Origin of the sequence: Leptospira harrisiae (assembly GCF_002811945.1) — a bacterium.
Classification (GTDB): domain Bacteria; phylum Spirochaetota; class Leptospiria; order Leptospirales; family Leptospiraceae; genus Leptospira_A; species Leptospira_A harrisiae.
Window position 1 is genome coordinate 1606209 of sequence record NZ_NPDX01000001.1, and the last position, 25858, is coordinate 1632066.

General features: G+C 37.8%; 24 protein-coding genes. 14 read left to right on the plus strand and 10 right to left on the minus strand.

Features of this window, described 5'->3' with window-relative positions:
- Positions 1-534, plus strand: a complete 534-nt coding sequence (locus tag CH364_RS07455; RefSeq protein WP_100742911.1) for a DUF4416 family protein — start codon at positions 1-3, stop codon at positions 532-534.
- A complete protein-coding gene (locus CH364_RS07460; RefSeq protein WP_243401285.1) occupies positions 509-1192 on the plus strand; it encodes a hypothetical protein in 684 nt (227 codons plus the stop codon). The genes CH364_RS07455 and CH364_RS07460 overlap by 26 nt, the downstream gene beginning before the upstream one ends.
- Positions 1193-1200: 8 nt before the next feature.
- Here CH364_RS07460 and CH364_RS07465 read toward each other — a convergent pair whose 3' ends face one another.
- Positions 1201-1950: a diacylglycerol/polyprenol kinase family protein gene (locus CH364_RS07465; protein ID WP_100742912.1), complete on the minus strand. Its 750-nt coding sequence runs from the start codon at positions 1948-1950 to the stop codon at positions 1201-1203.
- Positions 1951-1953: 3 nt separating this feature from the next.
- Positions 1954-2310 (minus strand): STAS domain-containing protein, encoded by a 357-nt coding sequence (locus CH364_RS07470; protein ID WP_100742913.1) that lies wholly within the window; start codon positions 2308-2310, stop codon positions 1954-1956.
- A gap of 73 nt (positions 2311-2383) precedes the next feature.
- On the opposite strand from CH364_RS07470, the gene CH364_RS07475 reads away from it, so the two are divergent.
- The 6 genes from CH364_RS07475 to CH364_RS07500 all read left to right on the plus strand — a co-directional run bounded on the left by CH364_RS07475 (position 2384) and on the right by CH364_RS07500 (position 9377).
- Positions 2384-2683 (plus strand): hypothetical protein, encoded by a 300-nt coding sequence (locus tag CH364_RS07475; protein WP_100742914.1) that lies wholly within the window; start codon positions 2384-2386, stop codon positions 2681-2683.
- 29 nt (positions 2684-2712) lie between these two features.
- A complete protein-coding gene (locus CH364_RS07480; protein ID WP_100742915.1) occupies positions 2713-4230 on the plus strand; it encodes an LIC12015 family putative lipoprotein in 1518 nt (505 codons plus the stop codon).
- A 100-nt stretch (positions 4231-4330) separates the two neighbouring features.
- A complete protein-coding gene (locus tag CH364_RS07485) occupies positions 4331-4726 on the plus strand; it encodes a helix-turn-helix domain-containing protein (protein WP_015678327.1) in 396 nt (131 codons plus the stop codon).
- A gap of 99 nt (positions 4727-4825) precedes the next feature.
- Entirely contained in the window at positions 4826-6412 is a 1587-nt protein-coding gene (locus tag CH364_RS07490) for a sodium:neurotransmitter symporter family protein (RefSeq protein WP_100742916.1), read from the plus strand.
- Between the two features lie 116 nt (positions 6413-6528).
- Positions 6529-8517, plus strand: a complete 1989-nt coding sequence (locus CH364_RS07495) for an ATP-dependent DNA helicase (protein ID WP_100742917.1) — start codon at positions 6529-6531, stop codon at positions 8515-8517.
- A gap of 2 nt (positions 8518-8519) precedes the next feature.
- Positions 8520-9377, plus strand: a complete 858-nt coding sequence (locus tag CH364_RS07500; RefSeq protein WP_100742918.1) for a hypothetical protein — start codon at positions 8520-8522, stop codon at positions 9375-9377.
- Here CH364_RS07500 and CH364_RS07505 read toward each other — a convergent pair.
- Both CH364_RS07505 and asnS read right to left on the minus strand, forming a co-directional pair.
- Complete coding sequence (locus CH364_RS07505) at positions 9340-10143, minus strand: hypothetical protein (protein ID WP_100742919.1); 804 nt, start codon at positions 10141-10143, stop codon at positions 9340-9342. The genes CH364_RS07500 and CH364_RS07505 overlap by 38 nt on opposite strands.
- A 59-nt stretch (positions 10144-10202) precedes the next feature.
- Positions 10203-11501: an asparagine--tRNA ligase gene (asnS, locus tag CH364_RS07510; protein ID WP_100742920.1), complete on the minus strand. Its 1299-nt coding sequence runs from the start codon at positions 11499-11501 to the stop codon at positions 10203-10205.
- 55 nt (positions 11502-11556) lie between these two features.
- Here asnS and folD point away from each other — a divergent pair, with 55 nt between their 5' ends.
- From folD to CH364_RS07535, 5 genes are read left to right on the plus strand one after another with little or no spacing between them, the layout of a single operon-like run.
- Positions 11557-12432: a bifunctional methylenetetrahydrofolate dehydrogenase/methenyltetrahydrofolate cyclohydrolase FolD gene (gene folD, locus CH364_RS07515; protein ID WP_100742921.1), complete on the plus strand. Its 876-nt coding sequence runs from the start codon at positions 11557-11559 to the stop codon at positions 12430-12432.
- Complete coding sequence (locus CH364_RS07520; RefSeq protein WP_100742922.1) at positions 12416-13384, plus strand: acetylxylan esterase; 969 nt, start codon at positions 12416-12418, stop codon at positions 13382-13384. The genes folD and CH364_RS07520 overlap by 17 nt, the downstream gene beginning before the upstream one ends.
- A gap of 2 nt (positions 13385-13386) precedes the next feature.
- Positions 13387-14841 (plus strand): cysteine--tRNA ligase, encoded by a 1455-nt coding sequence (gene cysS, locus CH364_RS07525; protein WP_207762246.1) that lies wholly within the window; start codon positions 13387-13389, stop codon positions 14839-14841.
- Positions 14823-15596 carry a 23S rRNA (guanosine(2251)-2'-O)-methyltransferase RlmB gene (gene rlmB / locus CH364_RS07530; RefSeq protein ID WP_100742924.1) on the plus strand — a complete coding sequence of 258 codons (774 nt, stop codon included), beginning with the start codon at positions 14823-14825 and terminating at the stop codon, positions 15594-15596. Before cysS ends, rlmB begins: the two co-directional genes overlap by 19 nt.
- Positions 15583-16686: an esterase/lipase family protein gene (locus CH364_RS07535; RefSeq protein WP_100742925.1), complete on the plus strand. Its 1104-nt coding sequence runs from the start codon at positions 15583-15585 to the stop codon at positions 16684-16686. Before rlmB ends, CH364_RS07535 begins: the two co-directional genes overlap by 14 nt.
- A 17-nt stretch (positions 16687-16703) precedes the next feature.
- On the opposite strand, the gene CH364_RS07540 is transcribed toward CH364_RS07535, so the two are convergent.
- From CH364_RS07540 to CH364_RS07565, 6 genes are read right to left on the minus strand one after another with little or no spacing between them, the layout of a single operon-like run.
- Positions 16704-18434, minus strand: coding sequence for a sodium:solute symporter family protein (locus tag CH364_RS07540; protein ID WP_100742926.1), 1731 nt, complete (start codon positions 18432-18434; stop codon positions 16704-16706).
- The gene (gene hisF / locus CH364_RS07545) at positions 18431-19198 is read right to left on the minus strand and encodes an imidazole glycerol phosphate synthase subunit HisF (RefSeq protein ID WP_100742927.1); all 768 of its coding nucleotides are present in this window, start codon (positions 19196-19198) and stop codon (positions 18431-18433) included. Before hisF ends, CH364_RS07540 begins: the two co-directional genes overlap by 4 nt.
- 1 nt (position 19199) lies before the next feature.
- Positions 19200-20666 (minus strand): Asp-tRNA(Asn)/Glu-tRNA(Gln) amidotransferase subunit GatA, encoded by a 1467-nt coding sequence (gene gatA, locus CH364_RS07550; RefSeq protein ID WP_100742928.1) that lies wholly within the window; start codon positions 20664-20666, stop codon positions 19200-19202.
- On the minus strand, positions 20663-20947 hold the full coding sequence (gatC, locus tag CH364_RS07555) for an Asp-tRNA(Asn)/Glu-tRNA(Gln) amidotransferase subunit GatC (RefSeq protein WP_100742929.1): 285 nt from the start codon (positions 20945-20947) through the stop codon (positions 20663-20665). The genes gatA and gatC overlap by 4 nt, the downstream gene beginning before the upstream one ends.
- A gap of 9 nt (positions 20948-20956) precedes the next feature.
- The gene (locus tag CH364_RS07560) at positions 20957-22357 is read right to left on the minus strand and encodes an undecaprenyl-phosphate glucose phosphotransferase (RefSeq protein WP_100742930.1); all 1401 of its coding nucleotides are present in this window, start codon (positions 22355-22357) and stop codon (positions 20957-20959) included.
- 16 nt (positions 22358-22373) lie between these two features.
- Positions 22374-25280 (minus strand): LPS-assembly protein LptD, encoded by a 2907-nt coding sequence (locus CH364_RS07565; RefSeq protein WP_100743467.1) that lies wholly within the window; start codon positions 25278-25280, stop codon positions 22374-22376.
- 224 nt (positions 25281-25504) lie between these two features.
- On the opposite strand from CH364_RS07565, the gene CH364_RS07570 reads away from it, so the two are divergent.
- The gene (locus CH364_RS07570) at positions 25505-25855 is read left to right on the plus strand and encodes a hypothetical protein (protein ID WP_100742931.1); all 351 of its coding nucleotides are present in this window, start codon (positions 25505-25507) and stop codon (positions 25853-25855) included.
- Positions 25856-25858: the final 3 nt, after the last annotated feature.

The following is a 25858-nucleotide window of genomic DNA, read 5'->3' on the forward strand; positions in this document are numbered from 1 at the left end:
ATGCCTCAAGAGATTTTAGAAAGACCACCGGGAGCTTCGTTTTTTGTCATTCTTTCCTACCAAGAGGAAGGAATTCTTTTTGAGCTGAAGGCAATAGCGGAAAAACGTTTTTCTAAAATTCTCTATGAATCTGTTTTACTTCCTAAATGGATACCTGATGAAACAGAAAAGGAATTTGCTTATCCGGGACGGTTTACAAAAGTTCTTTCTTTCAAACAAAGAATTCATAGAGAAGAACTGGTAGAAAAAAAGAAAGAGTGTTTGGAATTTCAATCACTTCTACAAAAAAAAGACCAGAGTGTTCTTCTTATCCCAGGATACGTAACTTCGCATAACATTGTGATTGCGAAATCTAAGGATGATTTTCACCGCACTTATTTGTTCCAAGGGGTTTACGGAGAAACGGTTTATTTTTTTTCCAGAAGCCAACTCGTGGTGGCTGAATCGGCACAAAACTACTTCAGAGAAAGAGAAGTGAGTTATTTTTTTAACACCTTAAGGGAATCCTATGAGTTCAATAAATTCAAATCTTGATACAAAACCAGATTCTCAAATTTTTACCAGTACCAAAAAAAGAATGATTCAAATCGGTCAGACCAAATCTGTTACTTGTATTTTGGGAGTTTTATTAAATCGAAAACAGATGATTCTGTCTTTTCTTTCTAATCTTTTCATTCTAATCTTCTCTTTCCTTGTTTTAAGTTGTGACCGTGTAGCCACTAATAAGTTTCAATTCTGCGATAATTTCAATGAACCTTTAGATTGTACAGAACCTAAAACTGAAAATGATGTAGTGTATCTGGATCAAAAATTATTAAAAAAAGAAAATCCTACTTACGAAGATTTTGGAAATTTTTTATATTTTACGGCAAGAGAAACTCCAGGGTTTCGATTGGTGCTTTCCCAACCTTATAATGGGTTAGGAAAAGAGGCCTTTCGTTCTGGTTATGCGGCTTACCTTCAGTATGGGAATTCTTCGGAACGAATGGAGGGTAATTTATTCCAAAATAGCGTGGTAGTTTCCTTTCACTACTTAGGTGCCCTATTGAAAGAGGAGTTTCGCCATAAAGGAATCGAGAAGTCCCCTTTTCGCATTGAAGATTTGGGACTGGTTCGTTTGGAATATCGGGTGATAGTTCCTGGAATGGAACCAATCACCAAACATAGAATCGTAGAACTTCGTTGGAAATAACGAGTTTTTTATTTTTGAATGTATAAGGCCTTAGGATCGAAGAAAAAATCCATAGGTGTATAATCCAAATAGAGTAAAGACAAAACCGATAAAACAACCGCACCCACAATCGGGATGAGAAGGTTATCATCCACAAGTCCTTTGGCTGTTGTGTTTGCAAAAAATTCAGTCACACAAGCAGCAATGACTGAAAAGAACACAAGATAAATCGGTGTGGAAAGAAATGTTCCTTGGTTATCAAAGATGGCAAGAAAACTTCCTGGTTCAGATTTTGTGATAAGAAAGAGAGCAAGGATGGAAAATAAAAAAGCGGGAACTAAAAATCCAATAATTCCTTCGAGCGACTTCCCATTATAAAATCTGTGTTTCCCATACTTACTTCCAACAAAGGCGGCAAACGGGTCCCCTATTACCAAAAACAAAATCGCAAGGATGGCAACTTCGGCAGGAAAAAACAAAACTACAAGGAAGTTGGCAAAAAAGTATGGAACCGTTCCATTGAATCTTTTTCTTTCCGATTCTTTCATTAAGAACCCAAAGTATTTATAAAAGAAGTTTTCAAAGCCACTATGGTTTAAACGCACTAACTCTAAAATAAACAATCCGAAAAGGAAAAGAGCAAGTAAGGTTACAAGGATTGCCCGGGTGGCGTACACAAGTCCGAAGGCATCTTTGAAGGGATCAAAAAATAGAGTCACGGGGATGATGAGTCCGAGCACATGCCAAATTTTACGAAAAAAATTAAATCCTGAATTCACTGTTTACCTACTGGGTCTCGAGGCCATTTTAAATGCTGCCTCTTCATTGTTTGCTATGGGAAATAAATTACGGACACCCGCCATTAAAAATGCTTGTCTAACACTTAACGGAAGATTGATTAAGATGATTTTGTGTTTGTGGAGAAATGCTTCTTCACTGAGAGTTTTGAAAGCAATGATCCCTTGTGTGGTCACCATATTCAACTCCTCTAGATCTAAAATGACGGATCCATGTTTTAAGGAATTGAGTACTGATTTGATACATTTCTCAGAAGTGAAGTTGTTTAGGTTTCCCTGCAATTTGGTCACATACACTGTGTCTATTTTTTCCGTGGAAACTACTAAGTCGTCTAGGCTCATAAAAATTGCTATTTTTCTTATTTCATTCTTGCACTCTATTGCAAGTAAATAAAACTTTTGGAAGGAGTGGTGTTTGAAGGTAACTGTTGCCCATTTATACAAAAAACTAGAAGAACTGGACCGGGATGTCGTGGAACTTAAAAAATTAACCGATCGACTTGCCTCGGACAGGGAATATTCTCCCATCCTCAAAGAAACGTTTTTATCGGAGATGAATAAATTAGAGGACCAAAAATCGGAAATCCTCAAATTGAATATTTCGAGTAGCCAGCCCGTTGCCAAAAAAACAACAGTCACTTCTGAAAGCAAAACTCCCACTCCTATCCCCACTCCGGAACTTAAAAAACCGGAAAAACCCGTTCGCAAATACTAAACAATACTGAAAATAGACAAGGAAATCCAATGAATCTAAAAAAATATCTCACTCTGGGTGTTACACTCGGTTTGATACTCATACCAATTTTGAATTGCTCGAAGGATTCTGAAATCCTGGCGACGTTCGATGGTGGCACAGTAACTCGCAAAGAAATGAACTTTGTGATTGAGGCTTCGAAACGAGGCAATACTGAACCGCAACCAATAAGTGCCGATATCCAAGCAAAAATTTTAGAGAGTATCGCTTTAGAGAAAATTTTACTCAAAGATGCGATTGCTTCCAAAAAAGTAGCGGAAGCAGATGTTCAAAAAATTGAATCACTTGTGAACCAATTTTTGAAACTAAACGTATATATGCGTGAATACGTTAAAAACGGTTTAAAAGAAAAACCATTAGAATTTGTAAATTTACAACTAGCACTGGTTCGTGGAGAAGATGAAGCTACTAATTTAAAAAATGCAGAAGCTTTGGCCGCAAAACTCAACTCACTTTCAAATAAAGAAATTGCAGAAGAAATTTCTAAAGTCACAGAAGATATTACAAGAAAACCAATTGCTGGAAAGTTAGAACCTTTCTGCACAAACTGTGCAGAAACTCCTTTAGAAGACATTCTCGCTGAAGTAAAAAAAGCAAAAAAGGGAACTTTTATTTCTTATGCAAAAGCTGGTGAAGGAAGGATTGCTTATGTAGTTCGTTCTACCGGAACAGAAAAAGTTCATCCTGAAAGACTAAAAAAATATTTTACATCGATTTTTGATGATTTTAAAACCGAAGCCACTGAATACGGAAAAACTCACGAAGATGCAGAAACAAAAACTTCAGTTGCTTATTTTACAGAAGGTGAATCTGCCGATAAAGCAAACCAGTTTGCCTCACATACAATGAAGGAATATGAACAAGGATTGTATCAAAAAGAACTAAAACGCATTACGGAAGAAAGTGGCATTACTGTTGCGAACCTCCCTCGTTTTTCTGGTCCAAATGACATTGATCCTAAAATGTTTACTCCTGATTATTCATTGTATTCCGCACGTGATGGAAAAAACTACACTTGGAAAGATTTGACTGCTGACTTTGAAGCCATTCCTAATGTTTTGAAACAAGAATACAAAGATGAAAAATCTAAAACTTGGGATATGTTGAATTTATTTCAATCGACGATCCTCCAAGGAAAAATAGCTGAGACTTCTGACCAAGTGCAAGATGTGGGTTCCGAAATTGGATACATCATGCAAATGGATAAAATGAAAGTTTCGTTGGCATTAAAATCGCTACAAGATGAAATCAAAGCCATTCCTGTTACTGTGACCGAAGCGCAAATGAGAGATGCTTATGAAGCAGGAAAAATGTACGCTTATGCAGATCCAGATCCTAAAAATCCTCAGAATCGCATTCCTAAGCCTTATCCTGCGGTTCGTGAACGAATCAAATCAGAAATGGAAGGTGCACAAAGGAATGCATTTATTGAACAGAAAGTTTCTGGGTTAAAGACTACCTACAACCTAGTCATTGCTGCTGATCGTTTAAAAGAAGTTACATTATAGTCCTTGTAAGATTTGGAATATGGCAAAATTTTTTTATTGAATTTTGCCATATTTGACATATTTTGACTGTTAGGGGGGATAAATGAACAATCACATTTACATGCTTCGAAAGAAGAGAGGTATCAAACAGTACGATATGGCAAGGGCGCTGGGAGTTTCTCCAAGTTACCTATCCAAAATTGAGACTGGAGCCCAAGATCCGACTGAAAAATTTAAGTCATCTTGTGCAAAATATCTCAAAACCTCTGTTGATAAGCTTTTCAACGAAAGCGCTGTGGAAGACATCTACCCTGAGTTTTCCAATGGATTGAAAAACAAACTTTGGGCAGTCAGACGTGAGTTAGGAATCAAACAATACGATTTCGCAAAGAAATTGAAAGTTTCCACTCCGTTTTTGTCAAAAGTAGAACTGGGACTTTTGGAACCACCTGAAGATTTTAAGAATCTGGTCTCCAAAGTTCTAAAAATGGAAAAAAACGAGCTATTTCTCGGCTAATTTGAAAATCACCAAAGCAAGGTGTCAAAGCCTTGCTTTTTCTCAATCTTCTACAAAAAGATTTTGTCACATAATTCCTTATACATTCAATAGTCTCTGATGAAAGAGAGACAAGTGGAACATCAAGATGGCTGGGCCAGTCGTATCGGTTTGATTTTGGCTGTGGCAAGTGGTGCCATTGGTCTTGGAAATTTTTTGCGATTTCCTGGGCAAGCTGTACAAAATGGTGGCGGTGCCTTTATGGTTCCTTATATCACAAGTTTCCTGATTCTTGGAATTCCTGTTTGTTTGGCGGAATGGACCATGGGTCGGATGGGTGGCAAACATGGACATAGCACACCATTTATCTTTCGAGAATATTTAAAAGGATTCCCACTGAAACTTTCAGGAACCATTGGCGTGATGATTCCTGTCATGATTTATGTGTATTATGTTTTTATTGAATCCTGGTGTTTAGCGTATGCTTATTACTTTCTTACAGGCCAAATGTCGCTCACAGGTTCCACTCAGGATGAAATGACAAAACAAGCCTCTACTTTCTTTTTGCATCTAACTGGTGCCGAGGGCAATGGGGCCAGTTTCCAATCTCCGATCATTGTATTTTTTTTACTCTGTGTTTTGTTTAACTTTTTACTAGTCTATCGTGGCCTTTCCAAAGGCCTTGAAGCTTTTGCTAAAATTGCCATGCCACTAATGGGAATTTGTGCTACGATCATTCTTGTTCGTGTATTAACAATTCCCGGAATTGAATCGGGTCTTGCTGTTATGTGGAACCCTGATTGGTCTAAACTGACCCAACCTAAAGTATGGATCAGTGCCGCAGGACAGATTTTCTTTTCCTTATCCACTGGTTTTGGAATTGCCCTAGTGTTTTCTAGTTTTTTAAAGAAAAAAGACGATGTGGTTTTATCTAGCCTTTCTTCTGCATCCTTAAATGAATTCGCAGAAGTAGTGTTTGGTGGGATGATTACCATTCCCGTTGCGTTTTTATTTTTGGGAATGCAGGCCACTTCTTTTGGTACCTTTGGGATGGGGTTTATCGCTTTACCTTCTGTATTTGGAATGATGCCAGGAGGAGCATTTTTTGGTGGCTTGTGGTTTTTGGTCTTATTCCTTGCTGCGATTACTTCATCTGTTACCATGTTACAACCGGGTATTTTATTTTTAGAGGAAGGTTTTCATGTTAGTCGTAGAAAATCTTCTTTAATTTTATTTCTTTTTACTTTTTGTCTTTGCCTTCCTATCATATACTTTAATAAAGATTTTGCGGCTCTTGATATCGCCGATTTTTATATCGGAACCATCATGATATATATTCTGGCATCCATTCAAATTTTTATTTTTGTTTTTAAAATTGGAGTGGAAAACGGTGTTAAAGATGCGAGTGAAGGTAGTCTTATTCCCTTCCCTAAATCAATTCAGTTTGTATTGAAATACATCACCCCGTGGTTTTTGCTTTTTATCTTTGTTTCTTTTTGTTATATGAACTTACCTGAATATTTAGACAAAATGAATCCGGAGGTGATGGGTTCACTTGCTGAAATTAAAGGGGAAAGTGTAGAAGATGCAAAAACAAAAGCCATTGTGGCTCGGTCAGTAGTAATTGGACTTATTTTGATTTATGGTTTTATTTATTTTTTAGTATCAAAAGCATTAGATCACAAAAAGGAAAAGGTGATCACATGAGTCCATCTGGAGAACTTAATTGGCAAGGAATCCTGATAATGACCGTCTCTCTTGTTTCTGTAATCAGTTTGACTGTTCTTTGTATTATTCTTCTTTTTCGCAATAGGCATTAACGTTTGGACGTACAATCTGTTTTTACAACCAAACTTCCAAAACTTTGGAAGGATTATGAAGTTAGAAAAGAACAAATGGATATGTCCACGTCCATTGAATCTGCATTTAACACCGGATCCAATTGGGTGATTGAAGCTGGAACGGGAGTTGGAAAGTCCCTAGCTTATTTAATTCCCAGTGCCCTATTCTCTTTAGAAAATGAATGTACGGTTGTGGTTTCAACGGAGACAAAAGCTTTACAAGACCAATTACTGTATAAAGACATCCCTCTAGTTTCGGAGGCACTGGGTGTTCCTGTGAATGCTATGGTTGCCCTTGGGGCAAGTAACTATCTTTGTAAACGGAAATACGGTCGAGTGATGGAAAGGGGAGATTTTGGCCCAGAAATGGAAACCTCCCTTCCTTACTTTGTGAATTGGGAAAAACAAACCGCTACAGGAATCCGAGCAGAATATGACGGTTATTTATCAAATGCATTTTGGAATTCTGTGTCCCGTGAGTCTGACAACTGTTTGGGGAGAAATTGTCCAAACTTTAGTTCTTCTTATTATTTTTTGGAAAAGGAAAAATGGAAGAAAGCAAATATCCTAATTGTCAACCATCACTTACTGGCAAGTCATTTGGCAGGAGATTTCAAACTCCTTCCCCCGTTTTCTCAGCTCGTCATTGATGAAGCCCATGCTTTTCCTGAAATTGTAGGAAAGGCATTTGGATCAGAGATTCGTTATGATTTACTGATGAATCTTCTCCATTATCTTTATTTTCCTGAAAAAAGGACGGGGTTAGTTTTAAAACTGAAAAACGGGGAAAAAATCATGAAGTCGGTCGAGGCTTCCATTGGTTATGCGAATGATTTTTTTCGTATCTTACTTTCAGCCATTCCTCTCCAATTCAATCAGTTTTCTACACGTCATACCGAACGAATTAAACTCGATAATGGGGCATTGGAAGACACCCTATCTGATTTAGCTTCACAACTGGAAGGATTGTTATCTAAATACAAAAAAGACAGCGAGGATTTGGAGGAGAAGGAAATTGCCCTTGGCTTAGAGATGGTTTCCGGAAACCTAAAAAAGGCCTCTTCTTTCTTAAATGACTTTCGATTGAAAACCAATCCCAATTTAGTGTTTTGGATTGAACCACCGCCACAGTCGGCAAAGGATCCTTTTTATTATTTATTCTCCCAACCGAAAAATACCGACGAAATTCTAGCAACTACACTTTTTCCTAATATGGATTCAGTGGTGATGACCTCAGCCACACTCTCTCCAACAGCAGGGAATTTTCAGTACTTTTTAAAAGAAGTGGGAACAACGGAGGTCAAAACCAAAACATTGGCTTCCCCATTTGCATACAACACACATTCCCTACTCTTTGTACCAAAACAAGTGGCAGATCCGGTTCAGGATCCCAGACGAAATAAATCTGATCTTTCTTATTGGATCACAAGGCTTCTCAAACTTTCCGAAGGAGACGCATTTGTCCTCTTTACTTCCAACAAACTTTTGTCAGAACTTTATGAAGAGTTAAGGCATCAGGTTCCCTATCCTATTTTCTCCCAAACAGAAATTGGCCCGATTGCCGCCAAACGAGAGTTTCTTGCTAATGAAAAGAGTGTTCTTTTTGGAGTGTCTAGTTTTTGGCAAGGTGTGGATATTAAAGGTGATAAACTTAGAAATGTGATAGTGACAAAACTTCCTTTCCAAGTACCTACAGAGCCGGTCTTACAAGCAAAGATGGAAGATATGGAACGCAAAGGAAAAAGTCCATTTTGGGAAATGCAGGTTCCAAAAACTTGTTTGTTACTACGACAAGGATTTGGAAGACTCATCCGCTCCCAGTCGGATACGGGAATGGTGAGTATTCTCGACCCTCGTGTTCATACAAAATCGTATGGAAAAAACGTCTTGCAAAGTCTTCCAAAGGGAGTTCCTCTCATAACGGAATTTAACGAATTGGAAAGAAAATTCCAACTTTTGCCGAAGTCTTAATTATGAAACGAATCTACCTTTTTTTGATCTTTTTAGTCTGTTTTTCACTTGGATCAAAACCCATTGAAGATAAGGATATTTATTCATCTGTTGTCAATTGGTCAGACCTTGTTGTTAGTTCTTCAGTTAAGGAGACCATTCCCAAAATTGTATTTGAAGAAGAAGATCCTGAGTTTTCGGGAAAAAATACAGCCACAAGCCAAGGCAAAGCCCACTCCATGGCACGGAAAAAAGCCAGGGAAAAACTTCGAGTTCGTCTCAGCCAACGATTAGAGTCAATGTTATTTAACGCAGATTATACTGTGTATGAATATACCCAAGTGAACCAACAAGCAAGACTTCGACTCAATTCCTATATCGGTTCAGAAAAAGAAGAATACGATTTTCAATTTGTAAAAAATGTTTTAGAAGCAAAGGCCAGTTTACCACTGAAAGGTAAGGATGGGATCCTTGCCCATATACCTTTTGAATATGGAACAGAATCTGTTCCAGAATTTAGTGAAGAAGTTGTACCAGTTGAATTCTCTGGTCTTGTGGTCGATGCACGCCATCTCAATTTAAAACGTGCCCTATTCCCAAAAATTCAGACAGACCGAGGTCTAGACATTTATTCTCCTCTCTATGTAAAAGAGGCGTATGCAATAGAAACTGGTTACATTGTGTATAAAGAAGAACAATCAGGGAAAGGAATCGAAGCTAAGGTAGGGAAAAATCCTTATTTTGTTTTGGCGCTTGCCACCGCAGGAAAAAACCAAACTGATTTAGTGATCCCAACGGATGAGGCGGCCAAGTTACTAAGCCACCCCGAAGCTAGGAAAAATCTTACACGTTGCAGAGTTTTGATTTTAGTTTCTCAGTAAGTGATAAAAACATTTTTTCTGCTTTTACATAATCACCATGGAAGAGATAAGCAAAACCCATATCTTCTAAATCTTTATGTGGCAAAGAACTAGTTTTGGCTTCTAACTCTCCAATTTTTTTATATACTGAATCATACATTTTACGTTTTTCTTCAAAACTTGGTAGATTCAATTTTCCTGGAATGTTATCAAAAATCAGATTTGCTTCTTTGTGACGATCCAAAAAGAGAAGTGCCATACCCACAAGTTTATGGATATCAGAATCATTTAACAATTTCATATTGTCGCGAAAAACTTTGATCACTTCATCATATCTTTTCAAATAATATGTTGAGATTAGTTCTTCTTTGACAAATGAGTTGTCGTTCCATTGTTTTTTATATCTTCCTATGATGGATTTTGCGTCTTCATAAGCTTCTGCTCTGAAGTAGATTTTAATTGCAGTTTGAATGATTGAAAAACAAAGTGCGTTGGTCTGTGTTGCAAAATATAGGTTTAGATTATTACATGCTTCAGTAGTTTTACCAAGTTCATGGTTTTGGATTGCATCAACAAGAGGAGCAAGGTTTGATATTCCTTTTGGTGCTGCGATGGTCACTCTTCCTGTCAGTTCATACAAAGCCAAATAACCAAGATGTTGGATATAAAAGTTCTCTGGATGACGTTTTGCAAGAACAACGACATCTTCGTTTGATCCTACCTCATATAGATCCCAAGCTTCCTTCTCTATCGATGTGTTTAAAACTTGGGTTGCTTGTTGTGCCATAAGGTTCCTCTCTTTCTATAAAAAGATCGGTTTGTGCACAAAATTTCCTTTAAGAAAAATTATGGACTTAGTCTGTAAATCATCCTTGGGAAAGGGATACATTCTCGAATATGGGACAAACCACAAATCCAGGCAATCACACGTTCCAATCCCATCCCAAACCCAGCATGGGGAACTGAGCCATATTTTCGCAGGTCCAAATACCAAGAATAATCCTCAGGAGGGAGACCTTCCTCTTGTAAGCGTTCTACGATTTTTTCGTAGGACTCTTCCCTTTCAGAACCACCAATGATCTCTCCAATTCCATCAGGTGCAATTAGGTCGGCAGATAGGACCGTCTTTGGGTCTGCCGGATTTTGTTTCATGTAAAAGGCTTTGATGGCCCGTGGAAAATTTTGGATGAAGATTGCTGTTCCGAAATGGTTTGTTAGGATTTGTTCTCTTTCTGAGTTGATGTCTTCACCCCAGGTAATGTCTTCCCCGGCAGTTTGTAAAACTTGGATCGCTTCCCCATAATCCACTCGGGGAAAAGGTTTGCTAAGTTGTTCTAACAGAGGAGCCGGATCTCGGTCCAAAGCTTTTAGGTCTTCTAAAGTTCGTTCGATTGTGGTTTGTAACACTGATTTGACAAACCGTTCTTGTAGATCCAAATTCCCATCCTGACCAAGGAAGGCAGTTTCTGCTTCAAGCATCCAGAACTCGGTTAAGTGCCTTCTGGTTTTGCTTTTTTCGGCTCGGAAGGTGGGTCCAAAACAATACACTTTGGAATGGGCAAATGCAGCGGTTTCTAAATAGAGTTGTCCAGTTTGGGCAAGGTATGCCTGCCCTAGGTCAAAGTATTCTGTCGAAAATAAAGTACCTGCTGATTCTCCAATCGAACCAGTAAGGATAGGAGTATCAATGAGGGTGTAGCCATCGTTACGAAAGAATTCACGAATGGCGAAGGACAATTCGGAGCGAACTCTTTGAATGGCGAGTTGCCTTTTGGAGCGTAACCATAAGTGTCGATGGTTGTGTAAAAAATCCGGACCATGTTCTTTGGGTGTGATTGGGTATTGGTGAGATTCTCCTACAATGGAGAAGGAATGTAGAAACAGTTCATTGCCACCTGGAGCCTTGGCATTTTCTTGTAAAACCCCACTGACAATGAGGGATGTTTCTTGGGGTAGAGTTTTGATTTCTTTAAAAATTTCCTCACCAAGAAATTCTTTTTCGGCCACAACCTGGAAAATCCTACCATCCATACGAAGTTGGAGGAATTGGACATGGTTGTTTCCTCGGAGTCCTTGGACCCAACCTTGGAAACGAACATTGGAAGCGGAAGAATTGGATTGTGATGGATCTAAACTTGGAATCATGGATGGTTTTTTCTGTTTGCCAGTTCAATTTTCTCTGAAATTTTGAACTTACAGAATGAAATCTAGCATCCTATTAGACGGTAAAGCGATTTCCGAAAAAATTCGAAATCGAATCGCAGAAACACTAGCAAAAGCTAAATCAGAAGGCAAAGGAGTTCCGACTCTTGCCACCATCCTTGTTGGGGATAACCCTGCATCGGAAACCTATGTCAACATGAAAGTGAAGGCCTGCGAAAAAGTGGGAATGGGTTCTCGATACGTTCGTATGAAAGAGGAAACAACCACCGAAGAGTTGTTAGCGGAAATTAGAAAACTTAATGCGGATGCATCAGTAAATGGAATTCTTTTGCAACATCCGGTTCCACACCAAATTGATGAACGTTTGTGTTTTGATGAAATCGCTCTCGAAAAAGACGTGGATGGAGTTACTACTATTTCCTTTGGAAAACTTTCAATGAACAGCGAAGCATATTTCCCATGCACACCGTACGGAATGGTTCTGCTACTTCAAGAATATGGAATCGAGGTTTCAGGGAAACATGCAGTCGTTGTGGGAAGGTCCCCCATTCTTGGCAAACCAATGGCCATCATGCTTACAAATTTAAATGCCACTGTTACCTTATGTCATTCTAAAACTAAAAACCTACCAGAGCTTGTGAAACAAGCGGACATTGTGGTAGGGGCTGTTGGAAAACCAGAATTCATTAAAGCAGATTGGATCAAAGAAGGCGCCGTAGTATTGGATGCTGGTTATAATGTTGGTAACGTCGGTGACATTGAAATCTCAAAAGTAAAAGACAAAGCCTCCTATTATACACCAGTTCCTGGCGGAGTTGGTCCTATGACCATTTCTGTACTTTTATTACAAACTATGTATAGTTTTTTAAATCAATTTTCTCCTAAGTTGGATTCCCATGCCTCAAACCGTTAGTTTTGATGAATGTTTTCAGACGGTTCCAAAACTAGATCCCCCTTCGGACTTGGATAGTTTTTGGAAAGCAGGAATTGCTGACTTAAAAAAAGTTCCAATCAAGGCGACTTATAAAACTGTCTTAAAAGGATCATTTATTTGGGAATCACTTAACGACATTAGTTTTCAAAGTATCGACAATCATGTGTTATATGGAAAACTTGCGATACCCCGGAAAAGAGGAAACCGCCCTGTTGTTGTTTATTTCCATGATTATTTGGCAGTTCCGGAAGAAATCCAAAAAGGGTATTCTGATTTGGGTGTTGCACAGCTCCATATCACCTTACGCGGACATGGTGAAGAAATGGTTCATGCGCCTATTGATCCAACCACAGGAAAGGCGCCAATTGGTTGGACTCCCAATTACTTTGCACATGGACTCGACCAAAAAGAAGAGTTTTATATGCGCAAACTTTATTTAGATGTAATTCGTACAATTGAGTTTTTACGTCTGACTGATGGGATTGATGGTGACCAAATTATTTTACATGGAAAATCAATTGGTTCCGCACTTTCAGTCTTTGGTGCTGCCTATTCTGACCGAATCAAAGGTTTAATTCTAGAAACACCTTCCTTCTGTTATATTGACAAAGATCAGATTTCATTAAAAGGAAATCCCTGGATACGAGAACTCACTCCATTTTTGGAGAAAAGAGCTACTAAAAAAATTGATTATAAAAAGGAACTTTCTTATTTTGATGCGTTGAATTTTGCTAAAAAAATTAAAATTCCCGCCTTATTCTCTTGTGGAATGGAAGATGTCATCTCTCATCCAAAATCAACTTTTGCACTCTTTAATCATATGAATTGTGATAAACGTATGCAGTTGTATCCCACTGAAGGAAATGAAGCTGGCAAAGACAAACAGCCACAAGCCAACTTGGAATTTGTAAAAGAAATTTTTGCATTATGACAATAGTTCCCTTTGTATTTCAAAATTCTAAATCGGGAAAAAAAGAAACTTTTGTACCAAAGGATCCGTTGAATGTAAGTATATATTCTTGTGGGCCAACAGTTTATAATTTTGCACATATTGGAAATATTCGTTCTTTTTTATTTGTTGATGTACTTCGTCGCTCTCTACTGCTCGGTGGATATAAACTCAACCAATCAATGAATATTACTGACATTGATGACAAAATTATCAACGAATCCATCAAAAGAAAAATAAGTGTAGAAGAGTTTACAAAACCTTGGACAGAGGCCTTTTTTAAAGATTTAGAAACTCTTCATGTTCAAAAACTGGAACATTACCCTAAAGCAACTGAATCCATTGATGATATGGTTCATCTTGTGGAAACATTAAAATCCAATGGCCTAGTTTATGAAAAAGATGGGAATTTATATTTTTCCATTCAAAAGTTTAGTCGGTATGGTGAACTTTCCAAAATTGATGTTTCTGGGATGAAGTCGGGAGTTCGGTATGATGCTGATGAATATGAAAAGGACGATGTCCGAGATTTTGTTCTTTGGAAAAACCAAAAGACAGAAGAAGAAAAATGTTGGCATACTAAAATTGGAACCGGACGCCCTGGCTGGCATTTAGAATGTTCTGCGATGATTCGAAAGGTGTATGGTTCCGGCGTGGATATCCATACCGGTGGGATTGACCTTCTCTTCCCTCACCATGAAAATGAGGCAGCACAAAGTATTGGTGCCTATCCGAATGAAGAATTTGTTGGAACCTGGCTTCATTGTGAACACCTTCTTGTGGATGGTGAAAAGATGTCTAAAAGTAAAGGAAACTTTTTTACCTTAAGAGACATTCTAGAGAAAGGATACGACCCTAACGTTATTCGCTATCATCTGATTTCAGCGCATTATAGAAGTAAGTTGAATTTTTCTCTGAGCAAACTTGAAGAATCAAAAACTGCAATGGAAAGAGTTCAGAACACCATTTATCGGGTGTTAGAGGTTGGTAATCTTTGGGACAAAGTTTCCAAAATAGAAGAAAGTTTTGATGATTCAATTCCTGACTTACAAAAAATAAACTTGGAATTTATAAATGCTTTGGCAGATGATTTGAATGTTCCGAAAGCACTTGCTTCCGTTTTTGAACTCGTTCGTATTGTGAACCAATTTTTGGATTCGAGCGCAAAAGATTCCGCCGATTCAGATTTTTTAAAAGAATCTCTACAATTGTTTTATAAAATGAATAAACTCTTTGCTGTTTTTTCCTTTGAAAAACAAATTCTATCGTTGGATGGGATTTCTGAAGAGTGGATCTTGGCGCAGATTGAAGCGAGAAAAATCGCAAAGCAAAACAAAGATTTCTCTACTGCTGACAAAATTCGTAAAGAGTTGGAAGAAAAAGGAATCCTTCTCGCAGACACAAAAGAAGGAAATACCACATGGAAAAAAGCCCAGTAGAAATACTTTTCGGAAAACGGAATTTTTATGAATTTTTGGAATCCTTGGAACAAATGGCTCCGGAACGTGGAGTCAAAACCATTCGAGAAGTCATAATAAAAGATTCGATGGGAAACGAAGAAAAACAAAGAATTAGAGGTTATATTCCAAATTCTGTAAAATTTACAACTGTTTCCACAAGAGAACTAGACCGCATTGCTTCTGATAAAAACCACCAAGGTTATGTAATCATTCGTACCAAACAAAAATCATTTTCATCATTGGGATTTGAACAGTTCAAACAAAATGTAGAAGCAGGTGCAGGTCCAATACTCATTTTGGATCGAATCCAAGATCCTGGAAATTTGGGAAATATTCTGCGAACTGCTGAATGTATGGGCGTAAAACACGTGTTAATGTCTGATAGAGATACATCCCCGATCACTCCTGTCGTGGAAAAAGTATCAGCGGGTGCAGTTCATCATTTACAAATCTATCGAGTTGCCAACTTGATGCATGGAATGGAATTTCTCAAAAAAAATGAATATTGGATTCTTGCTACTGATGAAGAAGGTGAAGAATCCATTTGGGAAACTTTACCAGATGCATCTCAAATGGCGGTGATTATGGGGAATGAAGGGGAAGGTGTAAAACGACTGTTACTGGAAGAGGCGGATTATGTGGCGAGAATTCCCCTATTTGGTTCAGTAACTTCTTTAAATGTTGTGGTGGCTTGTGGAATTACCTTGGATCGTATACAAAATGTTTCGCGTTAGGCGGAAGTGTATATTTTTTCTATTCTATTTTTTGGTTGGCATTTCTGTATTTCCTTCTTGTATTTATGACTTTTATCGAAAGGAATTTGTATCGGAAGAGAAAAAAAATGACGAAGCTCTGTTACTTGCTTTATTAGGGCTATTACCAAATCCAAATCAAAAGTTATACGGCTTTTTACCAGGTTTTTCAAGGAATCTATCAGACTCCCAATTTTTATCTTCTGAGTTTTTTCCAAAATCTGGTAAAAAGAAGATAGTTTTTGTTCACGGTTGGAATCCAGCTGAGAGAGATTCCGATCCCGTTACCAACGATCAGAAAAAAATACAAAATATTAAGAATACTTTTTCGAACGGTCTTGTTCATTTTCAAGAAGGGAGAGCTTCCGCAAATAGTGAATTTGATCTTTATTTGTATACCTACCGCACTTCCAATAGCATTCTGATCAATGGAAAACAATTTTACGGAACATTACGTTCTAACTTTTTAGATTCTGACCAAGTTTATATTGTAGCCCATTCGATGGGAGGACTTGTGACTCGAGTTGCTTTGGCAACGGAAACAGGATACCTTCCTTTTGTTCGATTGGTTGTCACTTTGGCTAGCCCACAGTTTGGTTCCCCTTTTGCCACTCCTAGTTTTCTAGGCAACAATCCGTTTTTAAATGATCTTGGAAATTATCTTGTTGGAACCCAAGGTGGATCTGAATTGGGCTATACTAACAAAGGAACTGGTCAACCCAATTTGAATGGAGCTGAAAATTTGGTTCTTGATGTTATCAACCAATCGTATTTAAATTCTAGTTTGAATGGAAGGTTTGTAAGTTTCGCAGGTGTTATGAGTAATTGTACTGTTGGTGAAACATTCTATTATAACACAGGTTGTACGATATTAAATAATGCTGGTTTTACACAATCTGATGGAATTGTTCCCCGCAATAGTGCAAGGTTAGGAAATTTAACCTACAAACAAATTGATGTAGCAGATTGTGATCATTCAATGATGGCTTTTCAAACCATTAACCCTGATGATACAAAGAGTCGTAATCTTTTTACACAAGTAATTACAGAGATCCGAAATTCACCTTACTGAGGGTTCAAGTTTTATTGTTAGTCCTTCTCTTCTAGGGATTGGATTGAAAAATACAAACCAGCTAGTCCGAAAAGAAAAATCGGCATTCCTAAGAACAACAATCCCTCGCTCCATAATAAACACTGAACTGTGTAAAGACCTCCAAAAACAAAAAAGAGACCTGAGAAAGTTCCGAAAAATGAAACTAATAATTTATTATGATAAATGGTTTGTTTTTGGTTGGTTTCATTTTTATAAAGCCCCTTCCAAAAAAAATAAGGAGGTTTGGTTCTATTATAAAACTGAAATAAAATATTTCGATCTGTCTGTGGTAAAACAAAGGTAGATAGGATGAGTAAAATTGCTGAAGATATTGCCGTAAAAAGAATTGAGTAAGGGAAACCAATTTCCAAATACACAGAAAAAACCAAATAAAATATGGGAGAAAGAATAAATGCTAAAATTTCTGTCCAAGCGGATATACGCCAAAAAAACCAGCGCGCAATTAATATAAACCCAATTCCCGAAGAAGCCTCCAACAAAAATACCCAAGCTCCTTTGATGGTTTCCATTCCGTAAACTGCTAGAATATAAGAACAAACAGCTGTTAAAATTTGAATTGTATATGATATTTTAAGATAATACGAATCAGATTTTCCCTTCTGTAAAATTGGTTTCCAAAGGTCATTGACAAGATAAGAAGCTCCCCAATTCAAATGAGTAGCAAGTGTGGATAAGTAGGCTGCAAGGAAGGCACTCAGCATCAGTCCCATCATTCCATTCGGCATTCCTTCTTGTAAGACCATCAGAAACCCTTTCCCACTTTCGACTTCCGATAGATTTGGATATAAAACAATCGAGACTAAAGCTACGAGAATCCAAGGCCAAGGACGGACAAAATAATGGGCAACGACAAACCAAAGGGAACCTTTTAAGGCAGCGTTCTCATTTTTTGTGGCTAAAATTCTCTGAGCAATGTAACCTCCCCCACCTGGTTCCGAACCTGGATACCAACTTGACCACCAAAGAACCGTTAGAAGGATTAAAAAATGATCCCAGGGCAGTCCGCCCTCCGATCCGTTAGGGAAAAAATGAATTTTGTTTCCACTTAGTTTCGATTTTAATCCTTCCAGTCCACCAATCATTGGTAAATTTACTGCATAATAGGCAAAAAGAATACAACCAAACCAAGCTAAAAAAAACTGAAAAACATCGATGTAGGAAATTCCTCTAAGACCTGCAATTGAAGTATAAAATACTCCAAATAACAGAAGATATATAAGTATATAGGATGAAGTCAAATTGGGAAAAAAAACAGGAATGATTTTTAGCATCGCTAAATTAACCCAACCGAGTATGACTAAGTTGAGTAAAAAACCAATCACAAATGCTTTAAAACCTCTTAAAAATTCAGCTTCTTTCCCACTATAACGAAGCCCTATAAGTTCCAAATCTGTAGAGGCCCCAGATCGTTTCCAAAGTTTAGAAAAAAAGAATACTGTGATAAATCCACCAACAGCCATATACCACCAAATCCAATTTCCTGAAATTCCCTGTGCCCGGATGATCTCTGTTACAGCAAGAGGAGTGTCTGCTGCAAAAGTTGTGGCAACCATTGCAGTTCCTGCAACAAACCAAGATAAACTTCCTTCTGCTTGAAAATATTCTTTAGTGGAATTTTGTTTGGATCGAAAACGAAAAAGAAGTAAGATTATGATGAAGAAGGGAAAAAGAAAAAAAAGAAAATCAAGTGTATGGAAGGAAATCATAATCTCACTTTGATTCCCATCTCTTTCATTGTTTGTTTTGTTTCTTGAATCGAGAATTCCCCAAAATGAAAAATTGATGCAGCAAGAACAGCATCAGCACCGCCACGTAAAATGACTTCTGCCATATGTTCTGGATTGCCTGCTCCACCAGAAGCAATGATCGGTATGGAAAGATTCGATGTAAATGATTTCATTAGAGTGATATCAAAACCATCCTTAGTACCATCTTTGTCCATAGACGTAAGTAAAATTTCGCCTGCTCCCATTTCATAGGCTTCCTTTCCCCAATCCAACGCTTCTCTACCAGTTTCTAAACGTCCTCCATTGAGGTACACTTCGTATCGTTTTCGTTCCGGATGAAATTTTACATCAATGGCACAAACAATACACTGTGATCCGTAAATTTCACTAGAGTCTTTGAGCAGTTTGGGATTTTGAAAGGCACTTGTGTTGATAGAAACTTTGTCAGCTCCTTTGTTTAACACAGCTTTTACATCTTCGATGGTGCGGATTCCTCCACCAACGGTGAAAGGAATAAAGAGTCGATTGGCCACCTGCTCCACTAAATGGAGAAGAATATCTCGTTTGTCAGAGGAGGCAGTGATATCCAAAAAACAAAGTTCATCAGCTTTGTTTTCTTCGTAAGCTACAGCACAAGAGACAGGATCACCTGCATCAATTAAGTTTACAAATTGGACACCTTTGACTACTCTTCCTCCTTTGATATCCAAACAAGGAATGACTCTTTTGGTAAGTTCGTCCATGTTAGCTGATCTCGATTGGTAGTGGAAGTTTGCAAATTTCTAACTCAGAAACAGATTTTGCATAACTTAAAAGTTTTGTTTCTTCAAAATGTGGAGATGTAATTTGTAAACCGATGGGAAGTTTTCCTGAATCCAATCCAGCTGGGCAGCTGATAGCAGGGACTCCGGCTAAATTGACAGATGTAGTAAGGATATCCGCTTGGTACATTTGAATTGGATCTTTTGTTTTTTCTCCAACTTTAAAAGCAGTTGTAGGTGAAGTTGGCTGAAAAATAATATCAACCGACTTAAAGAATTCTGCGTATTGTTTGCGAATGAGAACCCTTGCCTTTTGGGCTTTCCCATAATAAGCATCGTAATAACCAGAACTTAAAGAAAATGTACCAAGTAAAATTCGGCGTTTTACTTCTGAACCAAAACCTTGGGTTCTAGATTCAGAATACAAGTCATCCAACTTACCGGCACCCTCTTTCCTTAATCCATAACGTATCCCATCAAAACGACTTAAGTTGGATGAACATTCAGCAGTAGCGATTAAATAATAAACTGGGATAGCATACTTTAATAGGGAAAAATCCAGAGGAACCAGAGTTGCTCCTTTCGATTCCAATTCTTTTAAGATATCCGTGTAACGTTTGTTCACATCAGGAGAAAAGTTGAAGTCTTCTGTTTTCATCACTCCGATTCGTTTCCCTTTCCAATCGATCGAAGAAACTGAATTAGCTTCAAAGGTATTTACTTTAGCAGTGGTTTGGTCTTTGTGGTCCAATCCTGAAATAATTTCTAATAGGTCAGAGATCCCTTGTAAATCATTGGAAAAAGGGCCAATTTGATCAAGACTTGATGCATAAGCAACAAGTCCATATCGTGAAACACGACCATACGTTGGTTTTAGTCCCCAGATTCCACAGAGGGCTGCTGGTTGGCGAATGGAACCACCTGTATCTGAGCCGAGAGAAACCGGTAACATCGATGCTGCCACTGCCGCCGCCGAACCACCGCTAGATCCTCCAGGAATTCGATTTATATCAAATGGATTTCTTGTGGTTTGGAAAGCACTATTTTCCGTTGAGGAACCCATGGCAAATTCGTCCATATTGAGCCTAGGGAATAAAACAAACCCTTTGTCTTTTAATTTTTGAATGACAGACGCATCATATGGAGAACGAAAGTTTTCTAAAATATGTGAAGAGCAAGAGGTGATTTCACCAGTGATACAGATATTATCTTTGATACCAATTGGAATTCCATCAAATTCCGAAAGTAACTTGCCGGCTTTCCGTCGATTGTCACTTTCTTCCGCTTGGTTTAAAATAGAGGTTTTGTTGAATTCCAAAAAGGCTTTGACCTTTGTATCAGTATCTTCAATTCGTTTGATATAAGCAGATACTAATTCTTTGGATTTTAAACTTCCATCATTTAGTTTAGTTTTGATTTCTGAATAAGTAAGAAAAATTAAATCTTTCATGTTTCAATTACCTTAGGAACAACAACATATCCATTTTCATAAGCTGGAGCAATTTTTGCCAAATCGTCTCTTTTTAAACCATTTTCAGCTAAATCCTTTCTTAATTCATAAAAGATTTGCTCGTAGATTTCATCATCACCAACACTTGATGTGTCTAGGTTTTTGATTTCGTCGACGTATTGTACAATCCGAGAAAAGTCACCTAACATGGAAGCTACTTCCGAATCATCAATGTTAAGTTTTGCCAAGTTGGCAATGTTTTTTAATTCTTTTTCATCCATAAATTTTCCTCAGTATGCATTCCTATCAATAATTGCTTTAAGTGGTGTGAGTAAAATGATTTTGATATCTAGTAATAAAGACCAGTTTTCAATGTAAAAAATATCCGCTTCAATCCGTTTTTCAATGGAAGTATCACCACGAAATCCTTGTACTTGTGCCCAACCTGTAATCCCAGCTTTTGCCGCATGACGCCTCATATACTGTAAATGTTCATTTCTGAATTTTTCAACATAGAAAGGGCGTTCTGGTCTTGGTCCGACAACCGACATATCACCGAGTAAAACATTAAAGAATTGAGGAGTTTCATCTAAAGACAATTTCCGAAGAACTGCACCCACCGGTGTGACCCGCGGATCATCCTTGACTGTCCATAAGGTATCAGATTTTTCTTTGGCTTGCACTACCATAGATCGAAATTTGATCATTCCAAAAACTTTATTATCAAGACCAACTCGTTCTTGTTTGTAAAACACCGGTCCCTTACTTGTTAGTTTGATAAGTAAGGCAATGGCTAAATAAAATGGGCTAAATAACAAAATAAAAAATAATGAGAAGAGAATATCAAAAATACGTTTTAAAACTAAATTGTAACCTAAACGCAAGGGTATATTTCGAATTGATATAATGGGAATTCCGTCGAGAACTTCAACTCTTCCTTTTGCAGTTACAATTTCTTCATAACTGGGAATGACTTTTAGATCAATACCGTGAAAATCAGCAATGTCTATGATTTCCTTAAGAGAATCCCCTTCTTCGTGTGACAAAGCGTAAACAATCAAATCAACATTGTTTTCTTCTACATATGATTCTATTTTCTGTGTTGTAGTTACTGTATGTAGTTTTTTAGGAGCTAAGTTTTTTTTTCCTGCTACAAATCCCTTCACCATATATCCATAAATGGAATGTTTTTTAATGGTTTCTGAAAAATTAATTGCAGATCTTCCTGTTCCAATAATCAGAACAGATTTTAAATTGAAACCTTTGCTTCGTAGGTATTGCATAAAGGTCCGCAATACAAAATGTGAAAAAGAAGTGAGTATGGTTGTACAAATGGCGAAATAACCAATAACCAATCTAGAGAAACTTTCTCCTCGAAAGAAAAACAAAAGGGAAAGAACAACAAGTAAGTTTAAGATCACGCCTGCAATGATGGCAAAAAGTTCATCAGAAAATGATAATCCTCTTCTTGGGTGATACAAATCTATCGAAAGGAAAGATAAAACTTGAGAAAAACCAAGTACGACTCCTAAAATTAAATAATTAAAAGGATCAATGGTTTGAATTTGAAAACTTGAGTCAGGAGAAAGATAATATCGTATCACATAAGCACAGATAAAACTAGTGAGTGCAATAAAAAAATCTGTTACGATAAATAGTAGTTTGAAGGATTGGCTTCTTTCTTTTAACATTTGAAACTCGAAAAATTTATTCCGTTAAATCTGTTGTCGTTCCATCAAGTGGACGTTTGCGGAATCTATACAAACGAACACGAGTCGCTTGTGCCGATGATGAATCTCCAAAACTGAAGTTGGTTAGGTTAACAGAAAAGTATACAGATTGGTCATAAAAAGTCAATTGGTTGTTCATTGCAAGACCTCCCGGTAGTGCTCTTAAGTTCATGCTGTAACCTAAACGGTATTCCCAGTTGTGTAAATCTAACTTTAAAGTCATCATGAACCGGTTGATATTAAAAACAGTTTTTTGTCTTTGTGTTTGGCCTTGGGCACCTGTTCCTGCAGCTAAATCTTCCCAAATGGTTGTTTGGTCATAGTTGGTCCCAGTTTGTGAGGTATACAATTCAGGACTGGTGTTCATAGCATAAAACTGTCCTTGTGCAAGGGCAGTTAAACGCCAAGGTTCTGTTACTCGTGAATCAAGTTCTAATTCGATTCCAGAATACCTTGTAACTTTGACATCAGTTTTGAAGAAAAATCGATAACTGTCTAAATAACTATCTTTATAAACATGATACCAAGTAGATCCAATTTCTAAACTTCTAAAGGCACGAATGATGGGCCAAGAAAACCCACCCATTTTATACGATACAGTTAAGTTATTTGATAAAGATCTATTTTGGGGAGTATGATGCACGTAATCATTGTTAATAAACACTCCAGAATAAAAATTACGTTTTCTTTCCAAAAGGCTTGGTCTACGTGTTGTAAATCCATCCACAAAATCAAAAAAACCACCAATTCTTACAACAGTGTAATACCAGCGTTGCATATTTGTAAGTCCAGGATTGTAAGCTGAGGAAAATTGACGTAAGTCTCGGATGGTTCTTACAGAAATATCCCAATCGTTGAGGGCATAACTTTCTAAGGAAAACTCGGCTTCATGTTGTCTCAAATTTCCTAGGATAGGATCTTTTGCTTCTGCTTTATCTGCATCCAAACGACGGTAAGTGGTTGATAAGAAGATTTCTGGAATTCCCATTCTGACTGTATGCGATTGGCGTACATATTGATAGGATTGTTGTTTTAAAAGAGTAGCATATGCCTTGTTCACGTCACGGTCAGGACTATTCAAATCGTTACCAGAACCAGGGAATTCGACTGTTTGTTTTGTGGCTCCCATATAAACTGAAGGAGTGAATGACATATAAGCGCCCATCGCTATGGGAGAACGAAATCCTGTCTCTCCTATAACATTTGTTTGTGATCGCAAAACAAAATCTTGGTATTGGCTACGCGGATCAACTACACCAGTCGTCGGATTTGTTTTTTGTTGCGGGACTCCATATATACGATTGATATTGGTTTGGAATAACATATCCCAATAAATGGGACTTGTTGTTCCTGGCACCAAGCCAATGTTACTTGAATTTCGAATGGTCACCGCTGGCAAAGTATCTTGTGCAGCAAAATACTGATTTGCTTGGATTTGATACACAAGAGTTCGACTCATGGAAATACCAACGCTTAAATCACCGCGGTTCTCAGTATAATTTAAGTTCCAATTGAGTAAGTTGCGAATGAGTCCCAATCGAACATCTCTATACGTATATAAAGACTGTAAAGAATTCGAAGGTTGGTATCTATTTCCAAATTCATAGTCGAACTGACGATTGCTATAATTTTCGTATTGTAATTGAACGTTTCTTGTGTAGTCGCGGGAAAAGTCGTTGAACTTTGCGTTCAATCGAATGTCAGTTTTCCACCAAGGATCATAGTTAACGCCTGTATTGCGGTATGGTAAACCAGTGTTAGGAAACATTTCCCCTCGATCTACGTTATTTGTTACCGCTACGTTACCCACGCCTCCGTTTTTAAATCGATCCTCATATACAGGTGTGATAGCCGTATTTTTATAATTGGCATAACCAAGATTGATATTGTAATTTAAAAAGGGAGATAGTTTCCACATCTCTAGCTGGGCAGCTTGTCCCGTCTTTTCATACATATCAAATCTGAATTTATAACCATTAGCGAGGAAAATACTGTTTGGATAAGAATCAGACCATTGGTATGAGTTCTGCCAAAACCAACCTTGGGTATTGTTTTTACCAATTTGTGTAGTGACTCCATTTCCAGATTCGGAGTTATACAATACAGGAAGCCAAAATAGGGATGTTCCTCCTACTTTATAGGAAACACTATAAGCTACAACGGATCTATCATCATGGATAAAGATTTTCTTTGCTTGGAAAGATTCATGTGGGAGTTCCGCATTACAAGCGGTAAAGTAACCCATTTCTAAAAGGTAACGTTTTTCATCTAAACGTTTTATTTTTTGGCCAATGAAGTGTGAGGGAAACATACTCAACTTGGAATTATAAACTACGCCTTGGTTGATTTTTAAGTCGTAGATCATTCGGTCGCCATTGACTTTGGCACTACCATCTTTGTATTCCACTCCGCCTTCTGCGTAAATTTCTTGCCGATTGGCATCAATCGAAACAGAGTCGGCAACAAGTTCACCAGATTTAATTTTTAATCGAACTTTTCCACGAAGGACAAATACCCCACCTTTTGTTTTATCAATATTCAAAAGTTGTCCTTCCGCCGCGTTTTGAATTTGGATTGGAGGGCCTTTTTTTGTTTGAGAACTAAGAAGGGATTCGGGAGTTAAATTTTGTTCTTCTTCTGGAACCAGTGCTTCGCGTAGTCTCTCTCTTTTTGTATAAATGGTTCCAGATGGATTCAGTCCTAAGTTGCGAAGGTTGTCTTCCACTTCACGATCGGACATGGAATCAACAGATTTTCTAACAAGACCTCGTTGGACTTGAGCTGTGGTTTGTTTTCTTTCTTCTTCTTGTGCACTTTTAGTAGGCGCTGCTTGGTCAGGAAATAGAAGTTTTAACCCGTTGATATCCTGAGCCAGAATTTCCATTCCGAAGAGAAAAACATTAAATAATATGAGGAAACGAATGGATTTTTGCACAGCGGGCTTTGAAAGTATAGAACGAGAGTTTTACACCGGTCGAAAAAATCAATGGAAAACCAGGCAGAATTTCGGACTCCGCTCCCGTATTTTATCGGAAAAAGAGGTTGCAGAACAATTCATGTAATGGACATAATCAAAAGGCTCAATCCTTGGGCATCCGGGAGTTTTGAATGGCAAAAACCTACTCTGGAGAGCGTATTCCTGGTACTTTGCGGTACAATCTCAAAGTCAGAGAAGGAAGTACGGAACATTGTTTTATGGTTCCTGAGCCTACCATCCAAATCCCTATGGAGGGTTTTGGTCCAGATGAAAGTGCCAATCGATTGGCGCTCGCCATCCTGCTCGATTTCACAAAAAATCCACAGACTTCATTTTTGTATTATAAAGACTTTAATTTTTTCTTAGCGGGTTTGTTTTTAGAGGACAATTGGATGTTACATTCCAGCCGGATCCAACTATTTTTTAAATTATTAGAAGAAACTCCTCAAATTTCCAAGTCACTAGTTTTGCAAAAGCGATAAACG

Excerpts from the sequence above, each read along its gene's own strand:
- CH364_RS07480 (WP_100742915.1), top strand. The coding sequence starts at position 2,713 with ATGAATCTAAAAAAATATCTCACTCTGGGTGTTACACTCGGTTTGATA.
- rlmB (WP_100742924.1), top strand. The coding sequence starts at position 14,823 with ATGGAAAAAAGCCCAGTAGAAATACTTTTCGGAAAACGGAATTTTTAT.
- CH364_RS07570 (WP_100742931.1), top strand. The coding sequence starts at position 25,505 with ATGGCAAAAACCTACTCTGGAGAGCGTATTCCTGGTACTTTGCGGTAC.
- CH364_RS07560 (WP_100742930.1), bottom strand. The coding sequence starts at position 22,357 with ATGTTAAAAGAAAGAAGCCAATCCTTCAAACTACTATTTATCGTAACA.
- gatA (WP_100742928.1), bottom strand. The coding sequence starts at position 20,666 with ATGAAAGATTTAATTTTTCTTACTTATTCAGAAATCAAAACTAAACTA.
- CH364_RS07500 (WP_100742918.1), top strand. The coding sequence starts at position 8,520 with ATGAAACGAATCTACCTTTTTTTGATCTTTTTAGTCTGTTTTTCACTT.
- CH364_RS07565 (WP_100743467.1), bottom strand. The coding sequence starts at position 25,280 with ATGGAAATTCTGGCTCAGGATATCAACGGGTTAAAACTTCTATTTCCT.
- CH364_RS07455 (WP_100742911.1), top strand. The coding sequence starts at position 1 with ATGCCTCAAGAGATTTTAGAAAGACCACCGGGAGCTTCGTTTTTTGTC.
- CH364_RS07505 (WP_100742919.1), bottom strand. The coding sequence starts at position 10,143 with ATGGCACAACAAGCAACCCAAGTTTTAAACACATCGATAGAGAAGGAA.
- CH364_RS07470 (WP_100742913.1), bottom strand. The coding sequence starts at position 2,310 with ATGAGCCTAGACGACTTAGTAGTTTCCACGGAAAAAATAGACACAGTG.
- hisF (WP_100742927.1), bottom strand. The coding sequence starts at position 19,198 with ATGGACGAACTTACCAAAAGAGTCATTCCTTGTTTGGATATCAAAGGA.
- CH364_RS07520 (WP_100742922.1), top strand. The coding sequence starts at position 12,416 with ATGCCTCAAACCGTTAGTTTTGATGAATGTTTTCAGACGGTTCCAAAA.
- CH364_RS07490 (WP_100742916.1), top strand. The coding sequence starts at position 4,826 with ATGAAAGAGAGACAAGTGGAACATCAAGATGGCTGGGCCAGTCGTATC.
- CH364_RS07485 (WP_015678327.1), top strand. The coding sequence starts at position 4,331 with ATGCTTCGAAAGAAGAGAGGTATCAAACAGTACGATATGGCAAGGGCG.
- asnS (WP_100742920.1), bottom strand. The coding sequence starts at position 11,501 with ATGATTCCAAGTTTAGATCCATCACAATCCAATTCTTCCGCTTCCAAT.
- CH364_RS07540 (WP_100742926.1), bottom strand. The coding sequence starts at position 18,434 with ATGATTTCCTTCCATACACTTGATTTTCTTTTTTTTCTTTTTCCCTTC.
- CH364_RS07460 (WP_243401285.1), top strand. The coding sequence starts at position 509 with ATGAGTTCAATAAATTCAAATCTTGATACAAAACCAGATTCTCAAATT.
- gatC (WP_100742929.1), bottom strand. The coding sequence starts at position 20,947 with ATGGATGAAAAAGAATTAAAAAACATTGCCAACTTGGCAAAACTTAAC.
- CH364_RS07535 (WP_100742925.1), top strand. The coding sequence starts at position 15,583 with ATGTTTCGCGTTAGGCGGAAGTGTATATTTTTTCTATTCTATTTTTTG.
- folD (WP_100742921.1), top strand. The coding sequence starts at position 11,557 with ATGAAATCTAGCATCCTATTAGACGGTAAAGCGATTTCCGAAAAAATT.